The sequence below is a fragment of the Roseibium salinum genome (assembly GCF_026240905.1).
GTDB classification, from domain to species: domain Bacteria; phylum Pseudomonadota; class Alphaproteobacteria; order Rhizobiales; family Stappiaceae; genus Roseibium; species Roseibium salinum.
Genome location: NZ_JAPEVI010000002.1, coordinates 411946 through 433762, shown reverse-complemented (window position 1 = coordinate 433762; position 21817 = coordinate 411946). Strand labels below are relative to the sequence as shown.

The 21817-nt window shown below is 62.9% G+C and carries 19 protein-coding genes; 10 read left to right on the top strand and 9 right to left on the bottom strand.

Features of this window, described 5'->3' with window-relative positions:
• Positions 1 to 4: 4 nt before the first annotated feature.
• From ON753_RS04335 to ON753_RS04325, 3 genes are read left to right on the top strand one after another with little or no spacing between them, the layout of a single operon-like run.
• Positions 5 to 1498, top strand: coding sequence for a complex I subunit 4 family protein (locus ON753_RS04335; protein WP_265961326.1), 1494 nt, complete (start codon positions 5 to 7; stop codon positions 1496 to 1498).
• Complete coding sequence (locus ON753_RS04330) at positions 1499 to 2092, top strand: proton-conducting transporter transmembrane domain-containing protein (protein ID WP_265961325.1); 594 nt, start codon at positions 1499 to 1501, stop codon at positions 2090 to 2092.
• Positions 2092 to 2904 carry an NADH-quinone oxidoreductase subunit N gene (locus ON753_RS04325; protein WP_265961324.1) on the top strand — a complete coding sequence of 271 codons (813 nt, stop codon included), beginning with the start codon at positions 2092 to 2094 and terminating at the stop codon, positions 2902 to 2904. The genes ON753_RS04330 and ON753_RS04325 overlap by 1 nt, the downstream gene beginning before the upstream one ends.
• A gap of 168 nt (positions 2905 to 3072) precedes the next feature.
• On the opposite strand, the gene ON753_RS04320 is transcribed toward ON753_RS04325, so the two are convergent.
• Complete coding sequence (locus tag ON753_RS04320; RefSeq protein WP_265961323.1) at positions 3073 to 3741, bottom strand: BON domain-containing protein; 669 nt, start codon at positions 3739 to 3741, stop codon at positions 3073 to 3075.
• 100 nt (positions 3742 to 3841) lie between these two features.
• Complete coding sequence (locus ON753_RS04315) at positions 3842 to 4360, bottom strand: superoxide dismutase family protein (RefSeq protein WP_265961322.1); 519 nt, start codon at positions 4358 to 4360, stop codon at positions 3842 to 3844.
• Positions 4361 to 4631: 271 nt separating this feature from the next.
• On the opposite strand from ON753_RS04315, the gene ON753_RS04310 reads away from it, so the two are divergent.
• Positions 4632 to 5132: a YciE/YciF ferroxidase family protein gene (locus ON753_RS04310; protein ID WP_265961321.1), complete on the top strand. Its 501-nt coding sequence runs from the start codon at positions 4632 to 4634 to the stop codon at positions 5130 to 5132.
• A 96-nt stretch (positions 5133 to 5228) separates the two neighbouring features.
• On the opposite strand, the gene ON753_RS04305 is transcribed toward ON753_RS04310, so the two are convergent.
• Positions 5229 to 5861 carry a hypothetical protein gene (locus ON753_RS04305; RefSeq protein WP_265961320.1) on the bottom strand — a complete coding sequence of 211 codons (633 nt, stop codon included), beginning with the start codon at positions 5859 to 5861 and terminating at the stop codon, positions 5229 to 5231.
• Between the two features lie 249 nt (positions 5862 to 6110).
• Here ON753_RS04305 and ON753_RS04300 point away from each other — a divergent pair, with 249 nt between their 5' ends.
• A complete protein-coding gene (locus tag ON753_RS04300; RefSeq protein WP_265961319.1) occupies positions 6111 to 6689 on the top strand; it encodes a transporter substrate-binding domain-containing protein in 579 nt (192 codons plus the stop codon).
• Entirely contained in the window at positions 6686 to 7672 is a 987-nt protein-coding gene (locus tag ON753_RS04295; protein ID WP_265961318.1) for a cation efflux transmembrane domain-containing protein, read from the top strand. Before ON753_RS04300 ends, ON753_RS04295 begins: the two co-directional genes overlap by 4 nt.
• 72 nt (positions 7673 to 7744) lie before the next feature.
• On the opposite strand, the gene ON753_RS04290 is transcribed toward ON753_RS04295, so the two are convergent.
• On the bottom strand, positions 7745 to 8617 hold the full coding sequence (locus tag ON753_RS04290) for an SDR family oxidoreductase (protein ID WP_265961317.1): 873 nt from the start codon (positions 8615 to 8617) through the stop codon (positions 7745 to 7747).
• A gap of 219 nt (positions 8618 to 8836) precedes the next feature.
• On the opposite strand from ON753_RS04290, the gene ON753_RS04285 reads away from it, so the two are divergent.
• Positions 8837 to 9193, top strand: coding sequence for a hypothetical protein (locus ON753_RS04285; protein WP_265961316.1), 357 nt, complete (start codon positions 8837 to 8839; stop codon positions 9191 to 9193).
• A 93-nt stretch (positions 9194 to 9286) separates the two neighbouring features.
• Here the strand turns inward: ON753_RS04285 and ON753_RS04280 are convergent, their stop codons facing one another.
• The 3 genes from ON753_RS04280 to ON753_RS04270 all read right to left on the bottom strand — a co-directional run bounded on the left by ON753_RS04280 (position 9287) and on the right by ON753_RS04270 (position 14877).
• Positions 9287 to 12448 (bottom strand): efflux RND transporter permease subunit, encoded by a 3162-nt coding sequence (locus ON753_RS04280; RefSeq protein ID WP_265961315.1) that lies wholly within the window; start codon positions 12446 to 12448, stop codon positions 9287 to 9289.
• Positions 12445 to 13785 carry an efflux RND transporter periplasmic adaptor subunit gene (locus ON753_RS04275; protein ID WP_265961314.1) on the bottom strand — a complete coding sequence of 447 codons (1341 nt, stop codon included), beginning with the start codon at positions 13783 to 13785 and terminating at the stop codon, positions 12445 to 12447. Before ON753_RS04275 ends, ON753_RS04280 begins: the two co-directional genes overlap by 4 nt.
• 207 nt (positions 13786 to 13992) lie before the next feature.
• On the bottom strand, positions 13993 to 14877 hold the full coding sequence (locus tag ON753_RS04270) for an AraC family transcriptional regulator (protein WP_265961313.1): 885 nt from the start codon (positions 14875 to 14877) through the stop codon (positions 13993 to 13995).
• Positions 14878 to 14973: 96 nt separating this feature from the next.
• On the opposite strand from ON753_RS04270, the gene melA (ON753_RS04265) reads away from it, so the two are divergent.
• Positions 14974 to 16425 carry an alpha-glucosidase/alpha-galactosidase gene (gene melA, locus ON753_RS04265; RefSeq protein ID WP_446692677.1) on the top strand — a complete coding sequence of 484 codons (1452 nt, stop codon included), beginning with the start codon at positions 14974 to 14976 and terminating at the stop codon, positions 16423 to 16425.
• 141 nt (positions 16426 to 16566) lie between these two features.
• Here melA (ON753_RS04265) and ON753_RS04260 read toward each other — a convergent pair whose 3' ends face one another.
• Positions 16567 to 17514: an IS110 family RNA-guided transposase gene (locus ON753_RS04260; RefSeq protein WP_265961312.1), complete on the bottom strand. Its 948-nt coding sequence runs from the start codon at positions 17512 to 17514 to the stop codon at positions 16567 to 16569.
• Positions 17515 to 17902: 388 nt separating this feature from the next.
• Here ON753_RS04260 and ON753_RS04255 point away from each other — a divergent pair, with 388 nt between their 5' ends.
• Together ON753_RS04255 and ON753_RS04250 are read left to right on the top strand one after the other, a co-directional pair.
• Positions 17903 to 18343, top strand: a complete 441-nt coding sequence (locus ON753_RS04255; protein WP_265961311.1) for a GFA family protein — start codon at positions 17903 to 17905, stop codon at positions 18341 to 18343.
• 32 nt (positions 18344 to 18375) lie between these two features.
• A complete protein-coding gene (locus ON753_RS04250; RefSeq protein ID WP_265961310.1) occupies positions 18376 to 19917 on the top strand; it encodes a tryptophan halogenase family protein in 1542 nt (513 codons plus the stop codon).
• A gap of 520 nt (positions 19918 to 20437) precedes the next feature.
• Here the strand turns inward: ON753_RS04250 and melA (ON753_RS04245) are convergent.
• Positions 20438 to 21805, bottom strand: coding sequence for an alpha-glucosidase/alpha-galactosidase (melA, locus tag ON753_RS04245; protein WP_265961309.1), 1368 nt, complete (start codon positions 21803 to 21805; stop codon positions 20438 to 20440).
• Between the last annotated feature and the right edge of the window lie 12 nt (positions 21806 to 21817).

Sequence of the window (21817 nt, the reverse complement as noted above, 5' to 3'; positions counted from 1 at the left end):
CGGCATGCTGACACTCTCGATCCTCATCCCGCTCCTTGCTTCCCTGGTCCTCGCCCTGACGCCCGGTCTCGGCGAGAGAGCGGCGCGATGGACGGCCGTCACCGCATCCGCCGTTCCACTGGTGCTGCTGGTCTTCGTCTGGATGCGCTTCGACACGTCCGAAGGCGCGCCGGTCTTCCAGTCGGTGGCCGAAGTCGGCTGGATTCCCACGCTCAACGTGGCGTGGCGCGTGGGCGTCGACGGCATGTCGCTCGCCATCGCCCTGATGAGCGCGCTGTTGTTTCTTGCCGCCATCGCCTGGCCGGCCGAGGTGCTCGGCCGGGCGCGGCTGTATTACGGCTGGTTCCTCTTTCTGGAGAGCGTGTCGCTCGGACTGTTCCTGACGCTCGACCTGCTGGTCTTCTACGTGTTCTTTGATCTGAGCCTCGTGGGAATGTATTTTCTGATATGCCGCTGGGGCCACGGACAGGCGCAGCGGGCGGCGCTGAAGTTCTTCATCTACACCCTTGCCGGCTCGCTCGCGATCCTGCTTGCTATCCTCGGCCTGGTGCTGGCGAGCGATCCGATCACTTTCGACATGCGGGAGCTGATCGCGCGCCGGCCGCTTGGCGGGGCGGATCTCAGGGCATCGCTCGTACTCGCCGGTTTCCTGGTCGGCTTCGCCATCAAGACACCGCTAGTGCCGTTTCACACCTGGCTGCCGCCGGCCCATGTGGATGCGCCGGGGCCGGCCTCGGCGATCCTGGCGGGGGTGCTTCTGAAAATGGGAACCTACGGCATGGTGCGCGTGCCCTTGTCAATGATGCCGGACGCGTTCGCGCGCTATGCGCTGCCGATAGGGATCATAGCCGTCATTTCGATCCTCTGGGGTGCGCTGGTCGCTTACGCACAGCCGAACCTGAAGCGCCGGATCGCCTACACCTCCGTCAATCACATGGGCTACACGGTGCTCGGCATTGCCGCGGCCGGGGCGCTCGCCGTGAATGGCTCTGAGGCCGGACGGCAGCTGGCGCTGACAGGTGCCGTCACCGAGATGGTTGCGCACGGCCTGATCACGGGTGCGCTTTTCCTGATCGCCGGCGCCTTCTGGCGGCGGACCGAAGACTATGAACTCAGTCACTATGGCGGCCTTGCAAGCGTGGCACCGAAGCTCTCGGCGATGACAATCCTGGCGGCCTTCGCCAGTCTCGGACTGCCCGCACTCGCGGGCTTCGTCGCCGAGTTCCAGATCTTCGCCGGAACCTTCGCCGTCTATCCCTGGCTTGCAGCTATAGGACTGCTCGGCATCGTGATCACGGCCGCGCTCTTCCTGACGATGGTCCAGCAACTGTTCTTCGGGCCTTTGCCCGAGGACGGCCGCGCATTTCCCGATCTGGACGCAACCGAGACGTGGGTGCTAGGGGCACTGCTTTTGCTGGTCGTGCTCATCGGCGTCTATCCGCGATGGCTGCTGGACCTCATCGCGGCGGGTGCGGCCCCCATTACCGGAGCAGGCTAGATGCCGGTCGGCGATATCGTTCCAGAGATCGCCGTTCTCACGGCGGCGGTCGCCGCGATCCTCCTTGCCTGCTTCACTCCCCATGCGAAGCAATGGATCTGCGCGCCGGTGTCGCTTGCCGGGCTACTCCTGGCCACGTCGCTGTGTCTCCTGCAGTTGGGAACAGAAAAACTGACCTTCAGCGGTGTCTGGGCGCTGGACGGCGCAAGCATATGGGGCCGTCTGATCATTCTCGGCACGACCGTCTGCGTGGTTCTGCTCTCGCCGGACTGGATGAAGACCGACCGCCGGCACGGAGAGTACTACGCCGTCCTGCTGTTTTCCTGCCTTGGGGCGATGGTCCTTGCTGCGGCTGCGGACCTGCTCCAACTCATCATGGGCGCGCTCCTCTCTTCCGTTACGGGCTACACGCTCGCGGCCTATCATCGCGACTGGGGGATATCGGTGGAAGCGGGACTGAAATATTTCCTCATAGGCGCGCTGGCCAACACCGCGCTTGCCGGCGGAGTGACGCTGGCCTTCGGCATGCTCGGAAGCACGGATTTCCGGGAACTCGGCATGGCCTTCGAGACAAGCGGGGCCTCTCCCTGCTGATGGCCGGCATCGGGCTGATCGTTGTCGGGTTGGCCTTCAAGATCGGAGCCGTGCCGGCGCATGCATGGATGCCCGATGTCGCCGAAGGGGGACCGGCCCCCGCCGCGGCATTCCTCACGGTTGCGCCGAAAATCGGCGGTGCCATCGCGCTCGCCCGGTTCGTTGCCCTCGTTCCACCGGAGACCATTCCCGTTCGGCCCGCCATTGCGGCACTGGCCGCCGCCACGATGACGCTTGGCAACCTTGCGGCCCTCTGGCAGGACGACGTTCGCCGCCTGATCGGCTGGTCATCGGTCTCCCAGTCGGGATACGCTCTCATGGCCGTCTGCGTTCTCGGCCTTGCCCCCGGCGCACTGCCGGCGCTTCTCTTCTTTCTGCTCGGTTATGCCTCGGCGAACCTTGCCGCCTTCGCCGTCATCGTTCATCTGCGCGGGCGGACGAAGCGTCAGGACTATACGGGGATCGCCCATGAGCGCCCCTGGAGCGTGCTGGTGCTCGTCATTGCGTTTCTGTCGCTGATAGGCATCCCGCCGCTGGTCGGGTTTGTCGGCAAGCTGCAACTGTTTTTCGTCACGATCGAAGGGGGATACGCATGGCTTGCGGTGGTGGCCCTCGCAAACACGGTCGCTTCGCTGTTCTACTACCTGCGGGTCATCGGCCCGGCATATTTCGGCAAGCCCGCCGGCCGGCCGGCCGTGCTCGGACCGTGGTCCGGCGCGGTCATGCTGGCGACCGGGGCGTCGGTGATCGTATTCGGCCTTGGCGCGGGGGTCCTCCTCACGCAATTTGGCAGCGCGATGATGCTCCCCTGAAGGGACGTACTTCGGCGCGGGGGATGCAATCCGGTGCTCCGGAACGCAAAAAAGAACCGGCCGCTACAGCCGGTTCTTTGCATTCTCACTGACGGATCCTTATCCGCGGGTGGGGAGGCAGTGGCCGGATCAGCGGCGGAATACCGGCCGCACGACCGGATCGCGCCCCTACGGGCTGTGCGGAACCGAGGGCTGCTCAATCCGCAAGTTGTTCTGGGTATTGCGGACGCCGCTCACGGAATCGGCGCAGTCCTCCGCACGCCGTTTCTCATAACGGTCGAAGACCGTGCCGTTCAGAGTGACCTCGCCCTTCTTGACGGTTACCCCGATGTCGCTCGCGTCGACCTCACGGTCCTGGGTGAGCCGTTCGTGGACCTCCTCGAGGATGCGTTCGTCCGAGCGTGTATATCCTTTCGGTCCCTTGCCCCGGTGCCTGTCCCGCCAGCGACGGCGTTCTGCTGCCTCATCGCCGAACCAGGAAGAAACCTCGTCGGCGGCCCGGTCCATGAAATCTCGGCCGCCGCGGTCCGGATGGTCCCTGTAGCGGGCTTCGGGTCCGGCCCCGTAGGGACGGCGGGGAGCGAGAGGTGCCATGGGCCATCCGTAGTGGGAAATCGGGAGCGGATCGCCGTAGTGTCCTCCCCAGAACTCACCGTAGCCGGTGCCGAAGTCACTTTCGAAGTCGCGCCTGTAGTCGCGGCCGGGACCCCGGAGGCCATACAGGTCATACCACCTCCAGGGATCCCCGGCCGGCCTGTCGCGGCGGGGCCCCTCGTCGTATCTTTCTGCAGCGCGCTGCCGCTCGGGAGACTGTTGCCTCTGCCGTTCCTGTGCCATCGACTGCTCCTTTGGCTCGTTTGGGGTTTGATATTCAAACGTCGAGCCAGCGGATTTGTTTCGGTTCAGGGAAAATTTTAAGGACAGGCCGCCTTGCTGCTCATGATTTCCGTGCCAGCACGCCGCAGGCAAGTCTATCGCCGGCGTCACCGGAAGGCTGGGAACTGTAGTCGTCCGCGCCCGCGTGAATGATCACGGCGGCGCCGTCATCATCGAGCAACCGCTCGTCAACGCCTTCTCCAATGGTGAAGCCGCGTGCGAAGAATTCCGCTTGCAGGATGCCGTCTTCGCCCACGTGTATGTTGGGGAGGTCGCCGGGATGCGGGCCGCCGCTGGAATTGATTCCGTGCTCCTTGTCGCCCGCCAGATGGCCGCCGGCGGACTTGAACCCGCCATCGGCTTCGCAGGAGCCGGTTTCGTGGACGTGAAATCCGTGTTTGCCGGCCGGCAGGCCTTCTGCGTTCACCACCACATGGACGACGCCGGATGCGGTTTCCGTCATCTCAACCGTGCCGCTGATGCCTTCGCCTTGCAGCGTGGCGGTTACCGACTCCGCTGCCGCGCCCTGGACGGCGAATGCAGGCAGGATCAATGCGCAAGTTAAAGCCAGTCGTTTCATGGTCGATCTCCTTTTCCTCGATCTGGATGCCGAACGAATGATCGGCCCATATGTTCGCCCAACGGTGTCGGCCGTGACGGCGTGGCAGGACAGAGATGCTCCTCAGGCTGCCGCTCGCCGGGCCGGGAACATTTTCCAATCCTCCGCAGTTCGGTGATACGTCGTTCTCGACAGCGGCAGTGAAAAGTCCGGGCAAAGCTGCGGCTTTCCCTTTCGCGCCGCGAGTACGGCGGTTTCCATTCCAAGCTACTCGTTCAAAGGAACATCGACAATGGCAAAGGAAAAAACGCTCTCGGATCTCTTTTATGAGACCTTGCGGGACATCTACTACGCGGAACGGAAGATCGTGAAGGCCCTGCCGAAGATGGCGCGCGCCGCCAATTCCGACGATCTGAAGCAGGCTTTCGAGCATCACAAGGACGAAACGGAGGGGCACGTCGAACGCCTGCAGAAGGTGTTCGACATCTTCGGAAAGCGCGCCCAAGGCAAAACCTGCGAAGCCATAGAAGGGATCATCTCCGAAGCCGAAGAGATCATGGACTCCTACAAGGGGTCTGCGGCGCTGGACGCCGGGTTGATTGCTTCGGCTCAAGCCGTCGAGCACTACGAAATCACCCGCTACGGCACGCTGAAACAATGGGCGGAGCAACTCGGCCTGAAAGATGCTGCACGATTGCTCGACGAGACGCTGAAGGAAGAGTCGAAAGCCGACGAAAAGTTGACGAAGGTCGCTCAATCCGCGGCCAACGTGAAGGCGAAGAAGGCGGCCTGATGTAGGCATGGGAAGGGCCCGTAGCGGACGGGTCCTTTTCCATTTCTCCGATTTGGCCCAACCGGCATTTTGCACGACCGGCGGCAAGGCGCGAGATTACCTCGAATTCGCTTCGCTCCTGTATGTATTGAGCATGAGCCTCTCGATGCTCTTCAGTTCTTTGCGGGAGCGGGCCTGGCGGGCGGAGAACGATGTGGGGCTCAAAAGGCGTTCCCCCTTCTTAACAGGCAGTTCGTAGCAGCGTTCCGCTGCGATCAGGCCGTCCCCGGCGGTATAGGTGCCCACCACCATCACCTCGAGGCGTGCGGTGTCGTCGGCGAGGTTCTCTTGCCCGCCGGAAGTTTCCCGGGCGCGCTCGATCAGGGAGTCAAATGAACCGATGTCGAGGAATTCACCACTCGAAAGCGGGCCTTGAAACAACTGGGAGCGGGTATCGGTGTCGGGCGACACCGAAACGTCGAGATCGCTCAAATGGCAGACTTGCCGCTTCTCGCCGTCGCCGAGCGTCAGAACGATCGCCTCCACATAGACGGCCTCGGCACTCATGTTGGAGATCACGCATCTGGACCGGGTCGACCGGCCACCGGCGCGGTTGATGTTGATCTTCGGGCGGACGCGGTGGCGATAGCTGTTCAACAGCAGCTGGAAGTAAAGCGTCCAGATCCCCAGCGTCAGCACGGAGGCGACCGCATTTATCGCGCCTTCATTGTCCTTGATGAATTCCCACATACGCGTTCCGGTTCAGTAATAGCCGTTTGAAGCAGTTGGGGCTTAGAACGATCCAGGCGGCCTAAAGTTCAAAGAGCGCCCGGATTTTCGATGAACCTGCGGAAGACTGTGTGCCTCATCCGGTTTGGGAGATCCACCAAGCCGAGATCGATGGGACTTGATCTCCATAGAGGCCATCGCAAGCAGCGCCCACTCCGGAACGAATCCGCGCAGCGAGCGTTCTCGCTCCGAAATCAGGAACCTGCTGAAATGTCCCTTTCGACCGCCGTCATGGCCTGCCGAGCGGCTCTTGTCGCCGGGGCAGCTTCGTTGCTTGCCGGATGTGCGGATTACCCGCGGGACCCGGAGGATACGACGGAGAAAGCCCGTAGCGGCACCGCGCGGGTGGGCATCACGGAAAACCCGCCCTGGACGATCATTCGGGACAAACCTTGCGGCCTGGAGCCCGCGCTCGTAACGGCGTTCGCGAAGACGCTCGGCTCGGAAGTTCGATGGGAAAGCGGCAGTGAAAGCGTTCTGCTGGAGCGGCTGGAGAACTTCGAACTTGACATCGTGATCGCGGGGCTGACGTCCAAGACACCCTGGAAAAACCGCATCGGGACCACGACCCCCTATCTTACGGCGGACACCGACGGCAATGGAAAGACGGAAGAGCACATCATGGCGGTTCCTCCGGGCGAAAACGGCTGGCTGATCCGGCTGGACCGGTTTCTCCATGCAAATCAGCGCCGGGCACTGGTGCTGTTCTCCGACTCCGCACGGGCGGATGACCCCAGCGCAGCCTGTCCCGACAGCCCGGGCTCGGACGCAGGAGGGCTTGATCCGTGAAACTGGCGACCTCGGTAGACATTCCTAACGAGCGCAAGCCGGATTACCGCAAGGCGAAGTGGCTCCAGTGGATCACGATCGTTTACCTGATATCGGTGGTGTTCGTGCTGTATCTTGTCATGGGCTCGTCCCAGGCCATGCGTGCCGCCTGGCTGGAGGATCTTCTGAGCCTGGTTCCCTCGATCGCCTGGACGATCACGACACCGATAGCCTGGCGCAAACCCGATCCGAAATTCCCGTATGGGTATCACCGCTCGGTCAGCATCGGGTACCTGGCCGCTTCCCTGCCACTGCTGCTTCTCGGCCTGTTTCTGGTCGGCGATGCGGCGATGAAACTGGTGCAGGCGGAGCACCCGACGATGGGCACTCTCGTGATCTTCGGCCAACCCGTCTGGATCGGTTGGCCCGCCTTGCTCGCCTTGATCTATAGCTCGGTTCCCTCCGTCATCCTCGGGCGCATGAAGCTGAAGCTTGCGGATAGGCTCCATGACAAGGTCCTCTATGCCGACGCAAAGATGCGCAAGGCCGATTGGATGACGGCAGGGGCCGCCATGATCGGCATCATCGGCGTCGGGTTCGGCATCTGGTGGCTCGATGCGGCAGCCGCTCTGGTCATCGGACTGGATGTCATCCGCGACGGCTTCACTCAGACCAAGCACGCAATCGGCGACCTGACGGACCGGCGGCCGATGACAACGACGCAGGAAAAGGAAGAGGACCTGCCGGAGCGGGTGCGCAATCAGCTCTGCCGGTTGGACTGGGTAAAGGATGCACAGGTCCGGCTCCGCGAAGCAGGGCACATCCTTTACGGTCAGGGTTTCGTTGTGCCGACGGTGGACCGGGTTGCCGTGGAGACAATAAGCAAGGCGGCGGACGATATCACCCGGATGGACTGGCGTCTGGCCGAATTTGTACTCACGCCGGTCACCAGTTTCGACGGCTCCAACGCCAACGGGGAAACTGGCGATAACGGCGAGAAGTAGGGCCGCAGGCGTGCCGACCGGTGTGCCGGGGCCCGGAAAACGGCCCCGGCTCAGTGTGGAGATCGGCCGGTATCACAGCATCGGGCGCCCGCCGGTGATTTCATAGAGCGCACCGGTGGTATAGCTCGCCTCGTCCGAGGCCAGAAGCACATAGGTGGAGGCCAGTTCGGCAGGCTGGCCGGGCCGTCCCATCGGCGTGTTCTGCCCAAACTTCTCGACCTTTTCTGCCGGCATTCCCGAGGGTATCAGCGGTGTCCAGATCGGTCCGGGCGCAACGGCATTGACGCGGATACCGCGCTCGGCGAGAAGGCCCGCAAGGCCGGCGGTGAAGTTGGCGATGGCGCCCTTGGTCGTCGCGTAGGCCAGCAGGATCGGCACCGGGCTGGTGGCATTTATCGACGATGTATTGACGATCGCCGAGCCGGGCTTCATGTGCTGCACGGCGGCCTTGGACAGGTGGAACATGGCATCGATATTGGTCCGGAACGTCGTGTTCCATTCTTCAGAGGAGATGTCCTCCAGCTTGTTGAAAAATGCCTGGTGGGCCGCATTGTTGACCAGGATGTCGAGCCGCCCGAACTCCTCGACCGTGCGGTCGATCAGCGATCGGCAATGATGTTCGCTGCCGATGTCGCCGGGAAGCAGCAGGGCCTTGCGGCCGGCCTTCTCGACCCAGCCCGCGGTTTCCTCGGCATCCTCATCCTCGCTCAGATAGGCAATTGCCACGTTCGCTCCCTCGCGGGCGAATGCAATCGCCACTGCCCGGCCAATGCCTGAATCGGCACCGGTGATGAGGGCGACCTTGTCCTGGAGCCGGCCGTTGCCGCGATAGCTCTCTTCGCCATGGTCCGGCTTCGGGTCCATCTTTGCGGTATGTCCGGGCGCTTCCTGCCGCTGCTCGCGAAAGGGTGGCACGGGATAATCCATCTTTCCTTCGACGCTCATCTTGGTCTCCTTGGGTTGCCAGCCCTCCAAACAGGCGTTCCGGACGGATGTTCCGTAACCGAGTGATCGAGCTTCAGCAGGACGTGCTCCGGCGCCGGGACCCGCGAATTCGCGGAACTCCGCCGCCCGCCGTTCGTTTGCAAGACATCAGCGGCGAGGAGACGGATAGTTTGCCGGCGCCGGCCAGCTGTTGTCATTCCCGATCGGAAAAGGAAGCCAATGCCAGACCGGAAGCCAGAAAGCGACGGCACCACGCCGTCCAACGTGCGCGGCGATATTCAACGTGGCCTTGCCGGCGACAAGAAGCCAGGCTTTGATCCCGCCGCGGCCCCCATGGAAACCGATGCGGAATCCGGAGGTACGCCGACGACAGCCGAGGCCGCGGCAACGGACCGGCAGGCGCAGTGGAATCCCAACCCGAGCGACTATCAGGGCAGTAAGGCAAGCGCGATGCGCGAGTTCGACACGCCGCCGCCCCGCAAGGCGGCGTGGCCAGTCGGTAAGCTGCTGCTTGTCGCAATCGTCATTGCAATCCTGGCCGGTGCGGCGGCGCTGGTGTTCGGTGGTCTTGTCTGATCACCGTGAGAGCGTTTGCAGCGGGCGACCAGGGACTTGCAGGCGCCGCCTCCTGTCATTTGAGGGCAAGCTGCTGGTGTTAAGAATTGGACGCTATGTCGCTTCCGCAGCCGCGGCCTTTTTCCGGTTCCTGAATCGCTTGCCGACCCAGTCGCTGGTCCTGTGGCCGATGAGGAGCATGCAGGGCGTGAGCATCAGCGTGAGGAAGGTTGCGAACGCGAGGCCGCCGGCCACCGTTGTGGAAAGCTCGATCCAGTACTGGGTCGAAGGAGCACCGCGCTGGATCTGCCGGTTGATCAGGTCGACGTTCAGGCCGAGCACAAGCGGCATCAGGCCGAGTATGTCGTTGATCGCCGTGAGAAAGACCGGTCTCAACCTTTGTGCGCCGGAACGCAGCGCAGCTTCGAACGTGTCGAAGCCTTTTGCCCGCATTTCGTTGAAACTGTCGATCAGGACGATGTTGTTGTTGACCACGATGCCGGCCAGCGAAATGACGCCGAGACTACCCATGACGATTCCGTAGGGCCTGTTCGTCACCAGGAGACCCAGCAGCACGCCGGTGATCGAGAAAACGATGGCACTCATGACCACCAGCGCCTGGTAGATACTGTTCAACTGGGCGACAAGCACGACGGACATCAGCGCGATTGCCGTCAGGAAGGCCCCCAGGAGAAAACGGCCGGCCTCGTCGATTTCCTCCTGCTGTCCGACGAACCGCCACGAAACGCCTGCCGGAAGTTCGGCCGAGTGCAGCGCCTGGCGCAGGTCCTCGGTCTTGTTCGCCGGCAGGGCGTCCGGCACCACACCTGAGCGGATGGTAACGGTGCGCTGCGCATTGTGCCGGTTGATGATACCGGTGCGTTCGCTCGGCTCGATCTCGACGAAATTGGTGATCGGGATCTGGCCGCGGTCGGTGGGGATCGACAGACGGGACAACTGATCCAGCGTGCGTTCGTCCGCCGGGAACCGTACACGGATGTCCACGGCCTCCTCGACGTCCCCCGGCCGGTATTCGGCCAGCTTCAATCCCTGGGTAACCAGCTGGACGGCCTGGCCAAGCGTTGCGACGTCGGCGCCAAAGCGCGCCGCCTTCTCGCGGTCCACACGGATCTGCCACTTGACCCCCGGCACCGGTGTATCGTCCTCGACATCGGTGAACCCGCCGATATCCGCCATCATCTGCCTGACCCGCGCGGCAGCCTCCTCAAGCTCCGGAAGACCGGAACCGGTGAGCCGCAACTCGATCGGCTTGCCCTGTCCCGGCCCCATCTCCTGCTCGGTCGTTGAAATCCTGACGCCGGTGATACCGGCGGTCCGTTCGCGCACCTCAGCCATGATTTCACTGGCCTTGCGCCGCTGATCCCATTCCAGCAGGTCGAGCTGCAACGTGCCGATCGTATCGGCCGATGTCTGGCCGGCGCCGCCACCGGACGTGGCGTCGATCGTGCGCGAATAGATGTGCTCGATCCCCTCGGTCCCGAGGATGGCCTCTTCCACCTGCGCCACCCGTTCATCCATCTCGTATATCGAAAGGTTGTCCCGGGATTTGATGGTGACCTGGACGAAGCGCGGTTCGATTTCGGGAAAGAACTCGACGCCGCGGCCGAACGTGCCATAGGCGACGATCGTCAGGATCAGGAACGCCAGGACCGCCAGAAGCGTGAGGACGGGATGCGCAAGCAGGGAGCGAAGTGCGGACACGTAGACGGATGTGACGCGGTCCAGGTCCTCAAGGTCGCCGCTCTCTGCCGCCGACAGCGCCTTCTCCTCCGTTTCCTGCCTCGGTTTGCGCCGGCCGATCAGGCTGCCGAGAACCGGAATGAAGATCAGGCCCATGGCCAGTGACGCGATGAGAATGCCGATGACCGTGATCGGCAGGAATTTCATGAACTCACCCACCACTCCTGTCCAGAAGAGCAGCGGAAAGAACACGCACAGCGTGGTCAGTGTCGCCGAGATCATCGGCCAGGACATGCGCTTGGCGGCAGACCTATAGGCCTCGCGGGGCGAATAGCCCCCGGCCAGGCGGCGGTCCGCCAGTTCCGTGGTTACCACCGCCGCATCGACCAGCATGCCCAGAACCAGGATCAGGCTGAAAAGCACGACGATGTTCAGCGTATAGCCCAGCCAGGACAGGACGATGATGCCGGCCAGAAACGAGCCGGGAATGGAAAGGCCGACAAGCAGAGAATTACGCCAACCCAGTGTCACCACCGTGACCATCATCACCAGCAGCACGGCCATCACGACGTTGTTCTGCAGATCGCCGAGGGTGGAGCGCACTTCCTGGGACTGGTCCTGCAGATAGGTGACCCTGACGCTTTCCGGCATCCGGTCCTGCTCGCCTTCGAGAACGTTTCTGATCTCGTTGGTGGTTTCAATGATGTTGGCACCGATCCGCTTTTTCACTTCGAGCGCGACGGCCGGCTCTCCGTCCAGCCGGGCAAAACCCGTCGGATCCTCGAAACTGCGGCGGACGACGGCAACATCGCCAAGCGTGACGACCGTGCTCCCGGACGCCTTCACCGGAATGGCACTGACATCGTTGATGTCTTCTATGACGCCGGGAACCTCAAGCGTGATCTTTCCCGCGCCGCTGTCGATCGCTCCGGCGGTGACAAGCTGGTTGTTGCGGCTGATGGTGGCAAGCAACTGGTCGAGGGGGACGGCGTAGGTCTCCAGGGCGGTCGGATCCACGAGGATTTCCAGCATCTCGGTGCGGGCGCCGCCGATGTCGACCTCGAGGACATCCGCCAGCCGTTCGAGCCGGGTCTGCAACCCCTCGGCGACGTCGATCAGGGCACGCTCGGTGAGCGGGCCGGACAGCATCACCGTGATGACCGGGAACAGCGCCACATTCACTTCCTGGACAACGGGCTCTTCCGCGCCTTCGGGCAATTCCGCGCTCGCCGTGTCGACAGCCTGGCGAACGTCGCGTTCGGCCTGGTCGGCATCGAAACCTGCGGTGAATTCCACGGTGACGGAGGCATATCCCTGGGCGGCCACGGCTTTCAGTTCGTCCACTCCTTCGACCGATTGCAGTTCAGTCTCGAGCGGCCGCAGGATAAGGCGTTCGGCGTCTTCCGGCGAAACACCCGGATAGGCAACCGAAACATAGATTATCGGGATAGGTACATCGGGGGCGGATTCGCGGGGGATCTGCCAATAGGCGTAACTGCCGAACGCGAGGATCATCAGCAGAATAAGCGTCGTCACCCGGTTGCGGTTGAAGGCAATATCGATCAGCGAATTCATGGCGCACCGCCCGCTTCACCCTGCGGCTCGCTTCCCTCCGCCGGTTCAGCGAGACCGGACGCTGCCGTTCCGCCGGTGCTGGAAAGGGATCCTGCCGCCGAACTGCCGGAGACCGAGCCGGTCGCTCCAATTGCGCCCTGCGTTGTCATCTGCCCTGAACCGGGCGGCGGCGCATTGGCCGCGACACCGCGGCACAGGTCCGATACGGACGGGGGCTCGGCTATCTCTTCCGCTTTATCGAATTTTTCGTCCTGCACGCCCGCCGTCGGCAGCGGGGCGCTGAAGGTGCCGTCTTTCCCGGCACCGCTTTCCTCGTCCTTACGCTCGACACGCACGGGTTCGCCCGCGCGCACGAACCCCTGGCCCCGTGAGATCAGCTGAAACTCGTCTGGCGGCCCGGTGACCCAAAAGCCGTCCCTGCCGCCGCGGATGATCCTGACCGGGATAAACTCGACGGTCCGGTCCTGCGTCACGGATTTCAGGCCCAGCCGGCCGGCATCGTCCAGCGTGAGCACCGCGGGGGAAACGAAATGCGCCTTTTCGTCGCCGGTCCGGAGCCTCGCCTCGGCGCTGATATTGGCGGGGATGCTCCGGTCGGCATTCGGAACCCGGATCTCAACGCGGAATGTCCGCGTTTCGGGATCGGCGGCGGGCGCGACGAAACAGACCCGGCCGGATGCGAGATCATCAACCGCAAACCTGATCACCGCCGGGTCCCCGCGCTCGATCGCGCCCACTTCGCGCTGGGAAACGTTCAGCATGATCCGCAAGGGCGCATTGTTGACGATGCGGGCGAGTGCCGTTCCGGCCGGCAGCGACTGGTTTTCGTTCACATAGAGATCGCTGACGATGCCGAAGATAGGCGACTTGACGGCCGTGTCCTGGATTTGCTCGCTGACATCGGCAAGCGTGGCGCGCGCGTCGCTGAGCTGCGACTCCAGGTCGCGTAGCCGGCTCTCCGTTGCAAATCCCTGGGTGACAAGCCGGCGTATCGCTTCGACATCGGTTTCAAGCTGTTCTACCCGTCTGCGGGCGCTTTCCAGCCGGCTGGTGCGCGCTTCGGGCCGCAAATGCGCAATCGTTTCACCGGCTTCGACCTCGTCTCCCTGCTGGATCTCGATGGATTCAACGCGGCTGCTGATGTCGGCCACCACGTCGTTGGTTCGAAACGGTAGGGCGACGCCCTGGGAATAGACATACTGGGGAATGGTTTCGGCGCTTGATGTCCTGACCCCGACGAGCGTCGGGCGCGAGCGCGCCGATTGCGCCGGCTCGTCCTCCGGTTCTTCACCGAAAAACAGGCCGCTCGCCATCCACGCCGTGACCGCCGCAAGCAAGCCTACAACTATCCACGATGAGGTTCTCAAAATCCGCTCCGATTGTGCAGGTGCCCGTGAGGCAAACCACGCGCGCAACCGAGGGTTCCATTCTCCCGGATCACATTTCCTGCCCGAGAAGGCGGCAGTTCGGCGGAAAGACGAGCAGTCACAAAGGCTTCGGATGGTTTGTGGCGGTTTCGGAGATGGTTTCGCCCAGCAGGTGTCTCAGCCCTCCGGCAGGGCCTTGAGCAGCCCGGTACGGCCCGCGCCGCGGAAGTCTCCGGGCGAGCAGCCTTGAGCCCGCCGGAAAGCCTTTGAAAAATAATTGGCATCGGCAAATCCGCAGGCCCTGGCGACGGCGCCGACAGTGGCATCGGTGGCCAGCAGCATGCGCGTTGCCCTTTCCATGCGCTTTTCGAAGACATAGTCCGACGGCGGCACCCCCACCGCGCCGGTAAACATGCGCACGAAATGCGCGCGGCTGAGGCCTGCCGCCTGCGCCAGCATGGCCACGTCGATCTTCCGACCCAAGTTTTCCGCCACGAAGCGCTGCGCGCGCAGGACAGCCGCCGGCAAGTCGGCATACCCCGTCACCGCACCGATGGCCTCGTCATAGAGCGTGGCCATGGCCGAATAGGCGGATGCCGAAACCGCGCCCGGCGTGTCGGCGGTGCCTGACAGCAGGGCGAGGCAAGCCCCGGCCAGCCGGTCCACCGCCGCGACCGCCGGTGTCACCACGGGGCCTTCAACAGCCAGAATGGCGCCGGCCAGCCTGAGGGCTTCGCGACCGGACAGAATGATCCAGAAATACTCCCAGCTCCTGCCCCGTTCCAGATAGTAGCGGTTGGCGTGCGGAAACGTCAGCAGCATGGTCCTGCCCGGCAACAGGACGTGGCGCGTGCCCTCGTAATCGAGCCTGCCTTCGCCTGCGATCGTATGCTGGATGAGCACAAAGGGAATATCGCCGCGCTGCAGCCCGTCCCATGAATAAACCTCGTTGACACGCAATTCGTAACCCGCGCCGCTTGCCATGCAAAACAGGCCGAGCCCACCCTTTGGCGGCTCGATCCGGCGCATGCCGTGACGGTGTTCGATCAGACGTGACAGCACAATGTTACCCTCTTTCGCACAAGCTTTCTCTACACGAATAGTCGGTGACAGGCTACTCCTTGGAGAACCGCTCAAACCTTCGAGGAGGAAGTCATCATGTCGTTCAAGGTTGCCGTCATCGGTGCCGGTTCGGTCGAATTCACCAAGAGACTGGTATCGGACCTGTTCAAGGTTCCCGAGTTCGCCGATATCGAGATCGCGCTGACCGACATCAACGACCACAACCTGGATATGATCCGCCAGATCATCGAGAAGATCGTCGCGGTGAACGATCTGCCGGCGCGCGTGACGGCGACGACCGACCGTCGCGAAGCGCTGGAAAGCGCGCGCTATATCATGAGCTGCGTGCGCGTCGGCGGGCTGGAAGCATTCGCGACGGACGTCGAAATTCCGCTGAAATACGGCGTCGACCAGTGCGTCGGCGATACGCTGTGTGCCGGCGGCATCATGTACGGCCAGCGCAATATTCCCGTGATCCTGGACTTCTGCAAGGACATCCGGGAGGTCGCCGAGCCCGGGGCGCTGTTCCTGAATTATGCCAATCCGATGGCCATGAACACCTGGGCGGCGCTGACATATGGCGGCGTGGAGACGGTCGGCCTGTGCCACGGCGTGCAGCACGGCGCCGCGCAGATCGCCCGGGTGCTTGGAGTGGAGAAGGACGAGCTGGACTATGTCTGCAGCGGCATCAATCACCAGACCTGGTATCTCGACATTCGCGCGAAGGGGCGCAAGATCGAGAAGGAGGAACTGATCGCCGCCTTCGAGCGCCATCCCGTCTATTCAAAACAGGAAAAACTCCGGATCGACGTTCTGAAGCGGTTCGGTGTCTACTCGACCGAGAGCAACGGACACCTGTCCGAATATTTGCCCTGGTACCGCAAGCGGCCGGGGGAGATCGAAAGGTGGATCGACATGAGCGAGTGGATCCACGGCGAAACCGGCGGGTATCTGCGCCACTGCACGGAAATGCGCAACTGGTTCGAAACTGATTTTCCAAAGTTCCTCGAGGACGCCGGCAATCCGCTGTCGGAGCACAAACGTACCACCGAGCATGCATCCTGGATCATCGAGGCCAGGGAGACGGGGCGGGTCTATCGCGGCCATTTCAATGTGAAAAACGGCGGCATCATCACCAATCTGCCCGAGGACGCCATTATCGAGAGCCCCGGTTTCGTCGACCGGTTCGGGATAAACATGGTGGAGGGCATCACGCTGCCGCTCGCCTGCGCGGCCACCTGCACGGCGTCCATTTCCGTCCAGCGGATGGCGGTGGAAGCGGCGGTGACCGGCGATATCGAGCTGTTGAAACTCGCCATGCTGCACGATCCTCTGGTCGGCGCCGTGTGCACGCCGGAGGAAGTCTGGGCTATGGCGGACGAGATGGTGGTGGCGCAGCAAGAATGGCTGCCCCAATATGCCGACGCCGTCCCGGCCGCCAGGGAGCGGCTCGCCAGCTCGAAAGTGGCGACGCGCGACTGGCAGGGCGCCGCGCGCAAACAGGTGCGGACGATCGAGGAACTGCGGCGGGCCGCGGGGGCTGGCTGATCGGTAGGAATCTGCTAGGTCAACCTGCCTTCAAGTGGACATACCTGAATGCAGAAAAGTTGTTTTCTTTTAAAGCGTTAGAGCAGCAAAACCACCCTCATCCTGAGGAGCGAGCTTGCTCGCGTCTCGAAGCAACTATGTTTATTCTTGCAGTGCAGGCTGCCATGGTTTGTTGTCGCGGACCATGGCGTTGAGGATTGTCACGAGTTTGCGGATGCAGGCAATGAGGGCCTTTTTCTTGCTGCATCCGTTGTCGATGAGGCGCATGTAGAAACGTTTGAGCACCGGGTTGAACCGTACGGCCGACATGCTGGCCATGAAGAGGGCCCGTCTTACGGGCGCCCTGCCGCCGACGATCCTTCGCTGGCCGCGCAAGTTCCCGCTGTCCCTGGCGAAAGGAGCCACCCCGACGAGGGCGGCAATGGCGTGGCGGGAGATCTGGCCCAGTTCGGGCAAGCAGGCGATAAGGAAGACGGCGGCGACTGGCCCGATGCCGGGCACGCTCGTTAGTTGGTCATAGCGTTGACGCAAATCGGCGTTGTCCTGGATGCAGCTCTGGATCAGGAGGTCCAGATCCGCAAGCTTGGCCTTGGTCGTCTCCTGAAGTTCCCGGACCAGCTGCTCCACATCCGGGTCGTCCATGTGAGCGAACTGATTTGACAGACGCGTCATCTGGGCGACCAAAGTGTCCCTGAGAGCGGCATATTGCGCCAATTTGGCCTGGGCCTCGCTCGGCAGGGATGCGCTCGGCGGATCGAACACTTGTGCAAAATGGGCAAGCACGGCTGCATCCAGCCGGTCGGTCTTGGCCAGATACCCGCAGGCCCGGGCAAAATCCCGAACCCGCCGCGGGTTGACCACACAAACGCAGTGCCCCTGGCGCAACAGAGCCTGGACGGCTCCGCGCTCATAGCCGCCAGTGGCTTCCACTACGACCCGTTCGACTTGAAACGGCGAAAGCCAGGCACCGAGCGCCGCCCAACCTGCCCGGTCGTTGGCGAACTGTGCCCTGCTACCGCCCGGCCGTACATGCACATCCAATGTGGCCTTGGAAACATCTATTCCTGAAAAGGAGATCGTCTCGTCCATCTGTCCCTGCCTTATCTACGCACTCTTGCGCGAGCAACCATTCGGGATAAGCTGGAAAGCGGAGCCGGGAGCCTTGCTTCGAACGGACTATCACATGCCAAGGATGGTACGGTCTCCGGATCCGCTCGGGAGGGCGCGCAACAGCCCTCCCGAAACATCTCTACCAAATCTCAAACAGATAAGGATGGGCCGCTTGCTCGGAATATGCCGCCCATGCTTCGAGACGGACCTTCGGCCCTCCTCAGCATGAGGGAGCAGGGAGGCCACTCAGCACCAGTCCACATGTCCGCTGTTGAAACACGACATCTAGAGCATAGGGGCCGCATTCGACCGGCCGTTGCGCCTTTCCGGCAGCAGGAAGTAAGTTTCTGAAAACAAGGAGGACCCGATGGCTGATTCCCGATCAGGCGTCCGCATGCTGGCCGGACGCTGCCAGTGCGGCGCCGTTCACTACACGGTGGCCGATGCGTTCGGCTACGCGGCCATTTGCCATTGCGCCGATTGCCGGAAGATGACCGGTTCCGCCTTCAAACCGTTTGCGGGTATCGAGCGAGAGAAAATGGAAGTCATCAGGGGTGGCGACAACCTCATGATCTTCGGCGAGGCGAACAACCACGATGCGCGCTGCAGGACCTGCGGTTCGCTCCTCTATTCGCTCGTGCGCGACGGTGCCTTCGTGCATGTCACCCTGGGAACGCTCATCGATCAGCCGGCGATGCGGCCCCAAGAACACATCTTTGTCGGCTCGAAGGCGCCATGGTACACGATCAACGACGATCTGCCGCAATATGAGCGCCACAGCTTTGAGGGTCCACCGCTCAACCGGTGAGACGGGACGGCAGCGGCAACCGGGGAGGGACCATGCAGGAACAGGTCCGTTTCGTCATTGCGGGCGGCGGCACGGCGGGATGGCTCGCCGCATTCGTCATTCAGGACAGCGCAAGGCGGAAGGGCCTCGATGCGACTGTAACGGTGGTGGAATCCTCCAGGGTGCCGACCGTCGGTGTCGGCGAGGCGACCACGGCAGCCTTCCGGGTGCTCCTGAAATATTTCGGCATCGACGAGTTCGAGTTTCTGCGAGAGACCGAGGCCAGCCTGAAGCTCGGTATCCGCCATGAGGACTGGCGGCGCAAGGGCCATATCTATTACGGACCGATCGACGATCCGCATCCGGTCGTCGCCGCCCCGCCCGGGAGCCCGAGCGACTATCTCAACGTCTATGCGGTCGCGGCGGGCAAGCCGGTACAGGACATGCACCTCTTCCAGCCGCTGCTCGAAAAGCGAAAGGCGCCCTATGCGCTCAAATCCGACAGCTCGCTGGTCCCGCTCGGACCCTTTCACTATGCCTTCCATTTCGATCAGGCACTGGTCGGGAGGTTCTTTGCCCGCAAGGCAAGGGACGTGGAAACCGTCGATGCTCTGATTTCCGGCGCCGAACGGGACGGCGAGAGCGGCCTGATCAATGCGCTGGTGCTCGACGACGGCAGGCGGCTCGAAGGCGATTTCTTCATCGATGCCACCGGGTTCCGCAAGCAGTTGATCGTCCGCGAACTCGGGGCGGCGTGGAAGTCCTATGCCGAGGAGCTGCCGGTCAACCGCGCGCTGCCCTTCTGGCTCGATCATGAGGCGGGAGCCGATATTCCGAATTATACCCGCGCCTGGGCGCAAAGTGCCGGGTGGATGTGGCAAATCCCGACCCAGACCCGCCTCGGCTGCGGTTATGTCTACTCGGACGCGTTCCTGTCTCCCGATGAGGCTCATGCGGAGGTCGAACGGGCGTTGGGGCGCGGCATCGAGCCGCGCGGCGACATCCGTTTCTCGATCGGGCGGCTGGAGACGCCGTGGATCGGCAACTGCCTTGCGGTGGGCCTGAGTTCCAGCTTCCTGGAGCCGCTCGAATCCACCTCCATCCATGGCACCATCGTGCAACTGCTGCTGTTCGCCGGCCGCTTTCTGAAGGCGCCGGCCGCGATGACCGGGACCGAGCGCGACGACTATAACCGCCGCGTCGGCCGTCAGGTCGACGATTTCCGCACCTTCGTCAACATGCACTACATGACCGAGCGGGAAGATACGCCATTCTGGCGCGACGTCCGCGCCAACCGGCTGCATGCGGAAACCGGAGAGCGGCTGGCGCAGTGGCGCCGGGAAATGCCGCGCCGGGAGCATTTCCCGGACCGCCTCGACGGCCTGCCGCATATCGAGACGCAGCTCTATTACCCGGTTCTCGACGGGCTGGGCCTGCTCGACCGCGCCGTGGCGCGCAAGGAAATGGCCCAGTCGCCCGCCCTCAGGTCGTTTGCGCGCAAGACCTACGACGCGCTTGCAAGGGAATACCGGCAGGCGTCGCAGAAGGCGCTGAGCCACGGCGAGTTCCTGCGACACGTGCGCAAAATGGACTGAGCTTCCGGCAAAAAAAGCGTCCGGCCCTGAGAACCGGACGCAAGTCGGGGAGGAAGGTTGGTAGCCATGACGGACCGTCCGGTTCGTCATCGGCTCTGTTTTGCAGACCCCAGGTCGGGGGGATGCCAGGGTATGTACGCTCTGTCATGCCGCTCCCGCCCGTCATCCGGGGCAAGTGAGGCGCAGCCGAACGCAGATCCGACATCCAGACATATTTCGCGTCGCAGACGCGGCTTTTTAATCTCTTTCACCTACGCTGGTGGCGGGATCTTGCGGAGCCGGGCGTGTTCTGAAGCCGCTTCGTCAGACCGTCTGAATGAAGTGCTCGCTACCGCTCGCGCTGATGCGCTGGATCCCGGATCTGCGCGCAGCTTGCGCTGCGCTTGTCCAGGATGACCGGCGGGTGCGGCAGCGCCGCGTACCAGCCCATCGTCCCCGGCTCGCGCTAGGCAAGATCAACCTGCATTCAGGTAAACTCACCTGAATGCAGAAAATTGATCGTCAGCAACCCGTCAGACTCTCACGCAACCCGTTTCCGGGGTTCGCCGCGTGCCCATTCAGGCAGGATATCGCCATGGGCGGAGATGAGCTCGTCCGTCAGTTGCCAGATCTGCTCGAGATCGAGTTCGGCGCCTGCATGCGGATCCATCATTGCCGCGTGATAGATGTGCTCGCGGTTTTCGCTCATGAGCGCGGCGACCGTCAGTTCCTGGACGTTGATGTTGGTGCGCATCAGGGCCGTCAGCTGTGGCGGCAGCTTGCCGATCACGGTGGGCTGGATGCCGTTTCCGTCGACTAGGCACGGCACCTCCACCGCACAGCCTTCGGGCAGCGACGTGATGTAGCCCTTGTTGGCCACGTTGCCGTAGATCACGGAAGGCTCGCCCGTCCATATCGAGTTGATGATGGAGGAGGCGTATTCGTGGCTTTCCTTGACCTCGATGCGTTCGGCGTTGCGGTACTTCTCCGCCTGTGCCTTCCACTGCTCGATCTGCTCCACGCAGCGCTTGGGATACTCATCGAGCGGGATGCCGAATTTCTCGATCAGGTCCGGCCGGTCGCGCTTGATGAACCAGGGCGTATATTCCGCGAAATGCTCCGAGCTCTCGGTGACGAAATAGCCGAGACGGTGCAGCATTTCGAAACGCACCTTGTTCGGGCAACGCGGCATGGCGCGATGCCTGGGAAAGTGGCCGTCGAGATAACCTTTGAGAAGGTCGGGATAGAGGTTGCGGTACGTGCCGTCCTCCTGCCTCTCCTCGAAGGTGAGATAAAAGGCCACGTGATTGATGCCGGCGGCGCGGTAGCGGATGTTCTCGATCGGGATGCCGAGTTCCCGGGCAAGCTCGTTTGCGGTTCCCTGGACCGAATGGCACAGGCCCACCTGCCGGATCTCGGGAAACTTCTCCGCGATCGCCCAGGTGTTGATGGCCATCGGGTTCACATACTGCAGGAGGACCGCGTCGGGGCACAGCTCGGTCATGTCCCGGCACACGTCCCACAGATGCGGCACGGTTCTGATGCCCCGCATGATGCCGCCGACGCCCAGTGTGTCGGCGATCGTCTGCCGCAGGCCGAATTTCTTCGGCACCTCGAAATCGATCACCGTCGAGGGCTCGTAACCGCCGACCTGGAAGGCGGCGATGACGAAGTCGGCGCCGTCAAGCGCTGCGCGCCGGTCGGTATGGGTTTCGACCCTGGCCGGGACCGCAAGCGTCGCCACGAGCTTGTTGGCGACGGTCTCGCTTTCCGCCAGGCGTTCCGCACTGATATCCATGAGCGCCACGGTAGCGCCGGAAAGCGCCGGGCGCTGGAGCAGGTCCCCGATGATGTTCTTCATGAACACCGTGGAGCCGGCGCCGATAAAAGCGATCTTTGGTTCTGCCATTCTGATAACTCC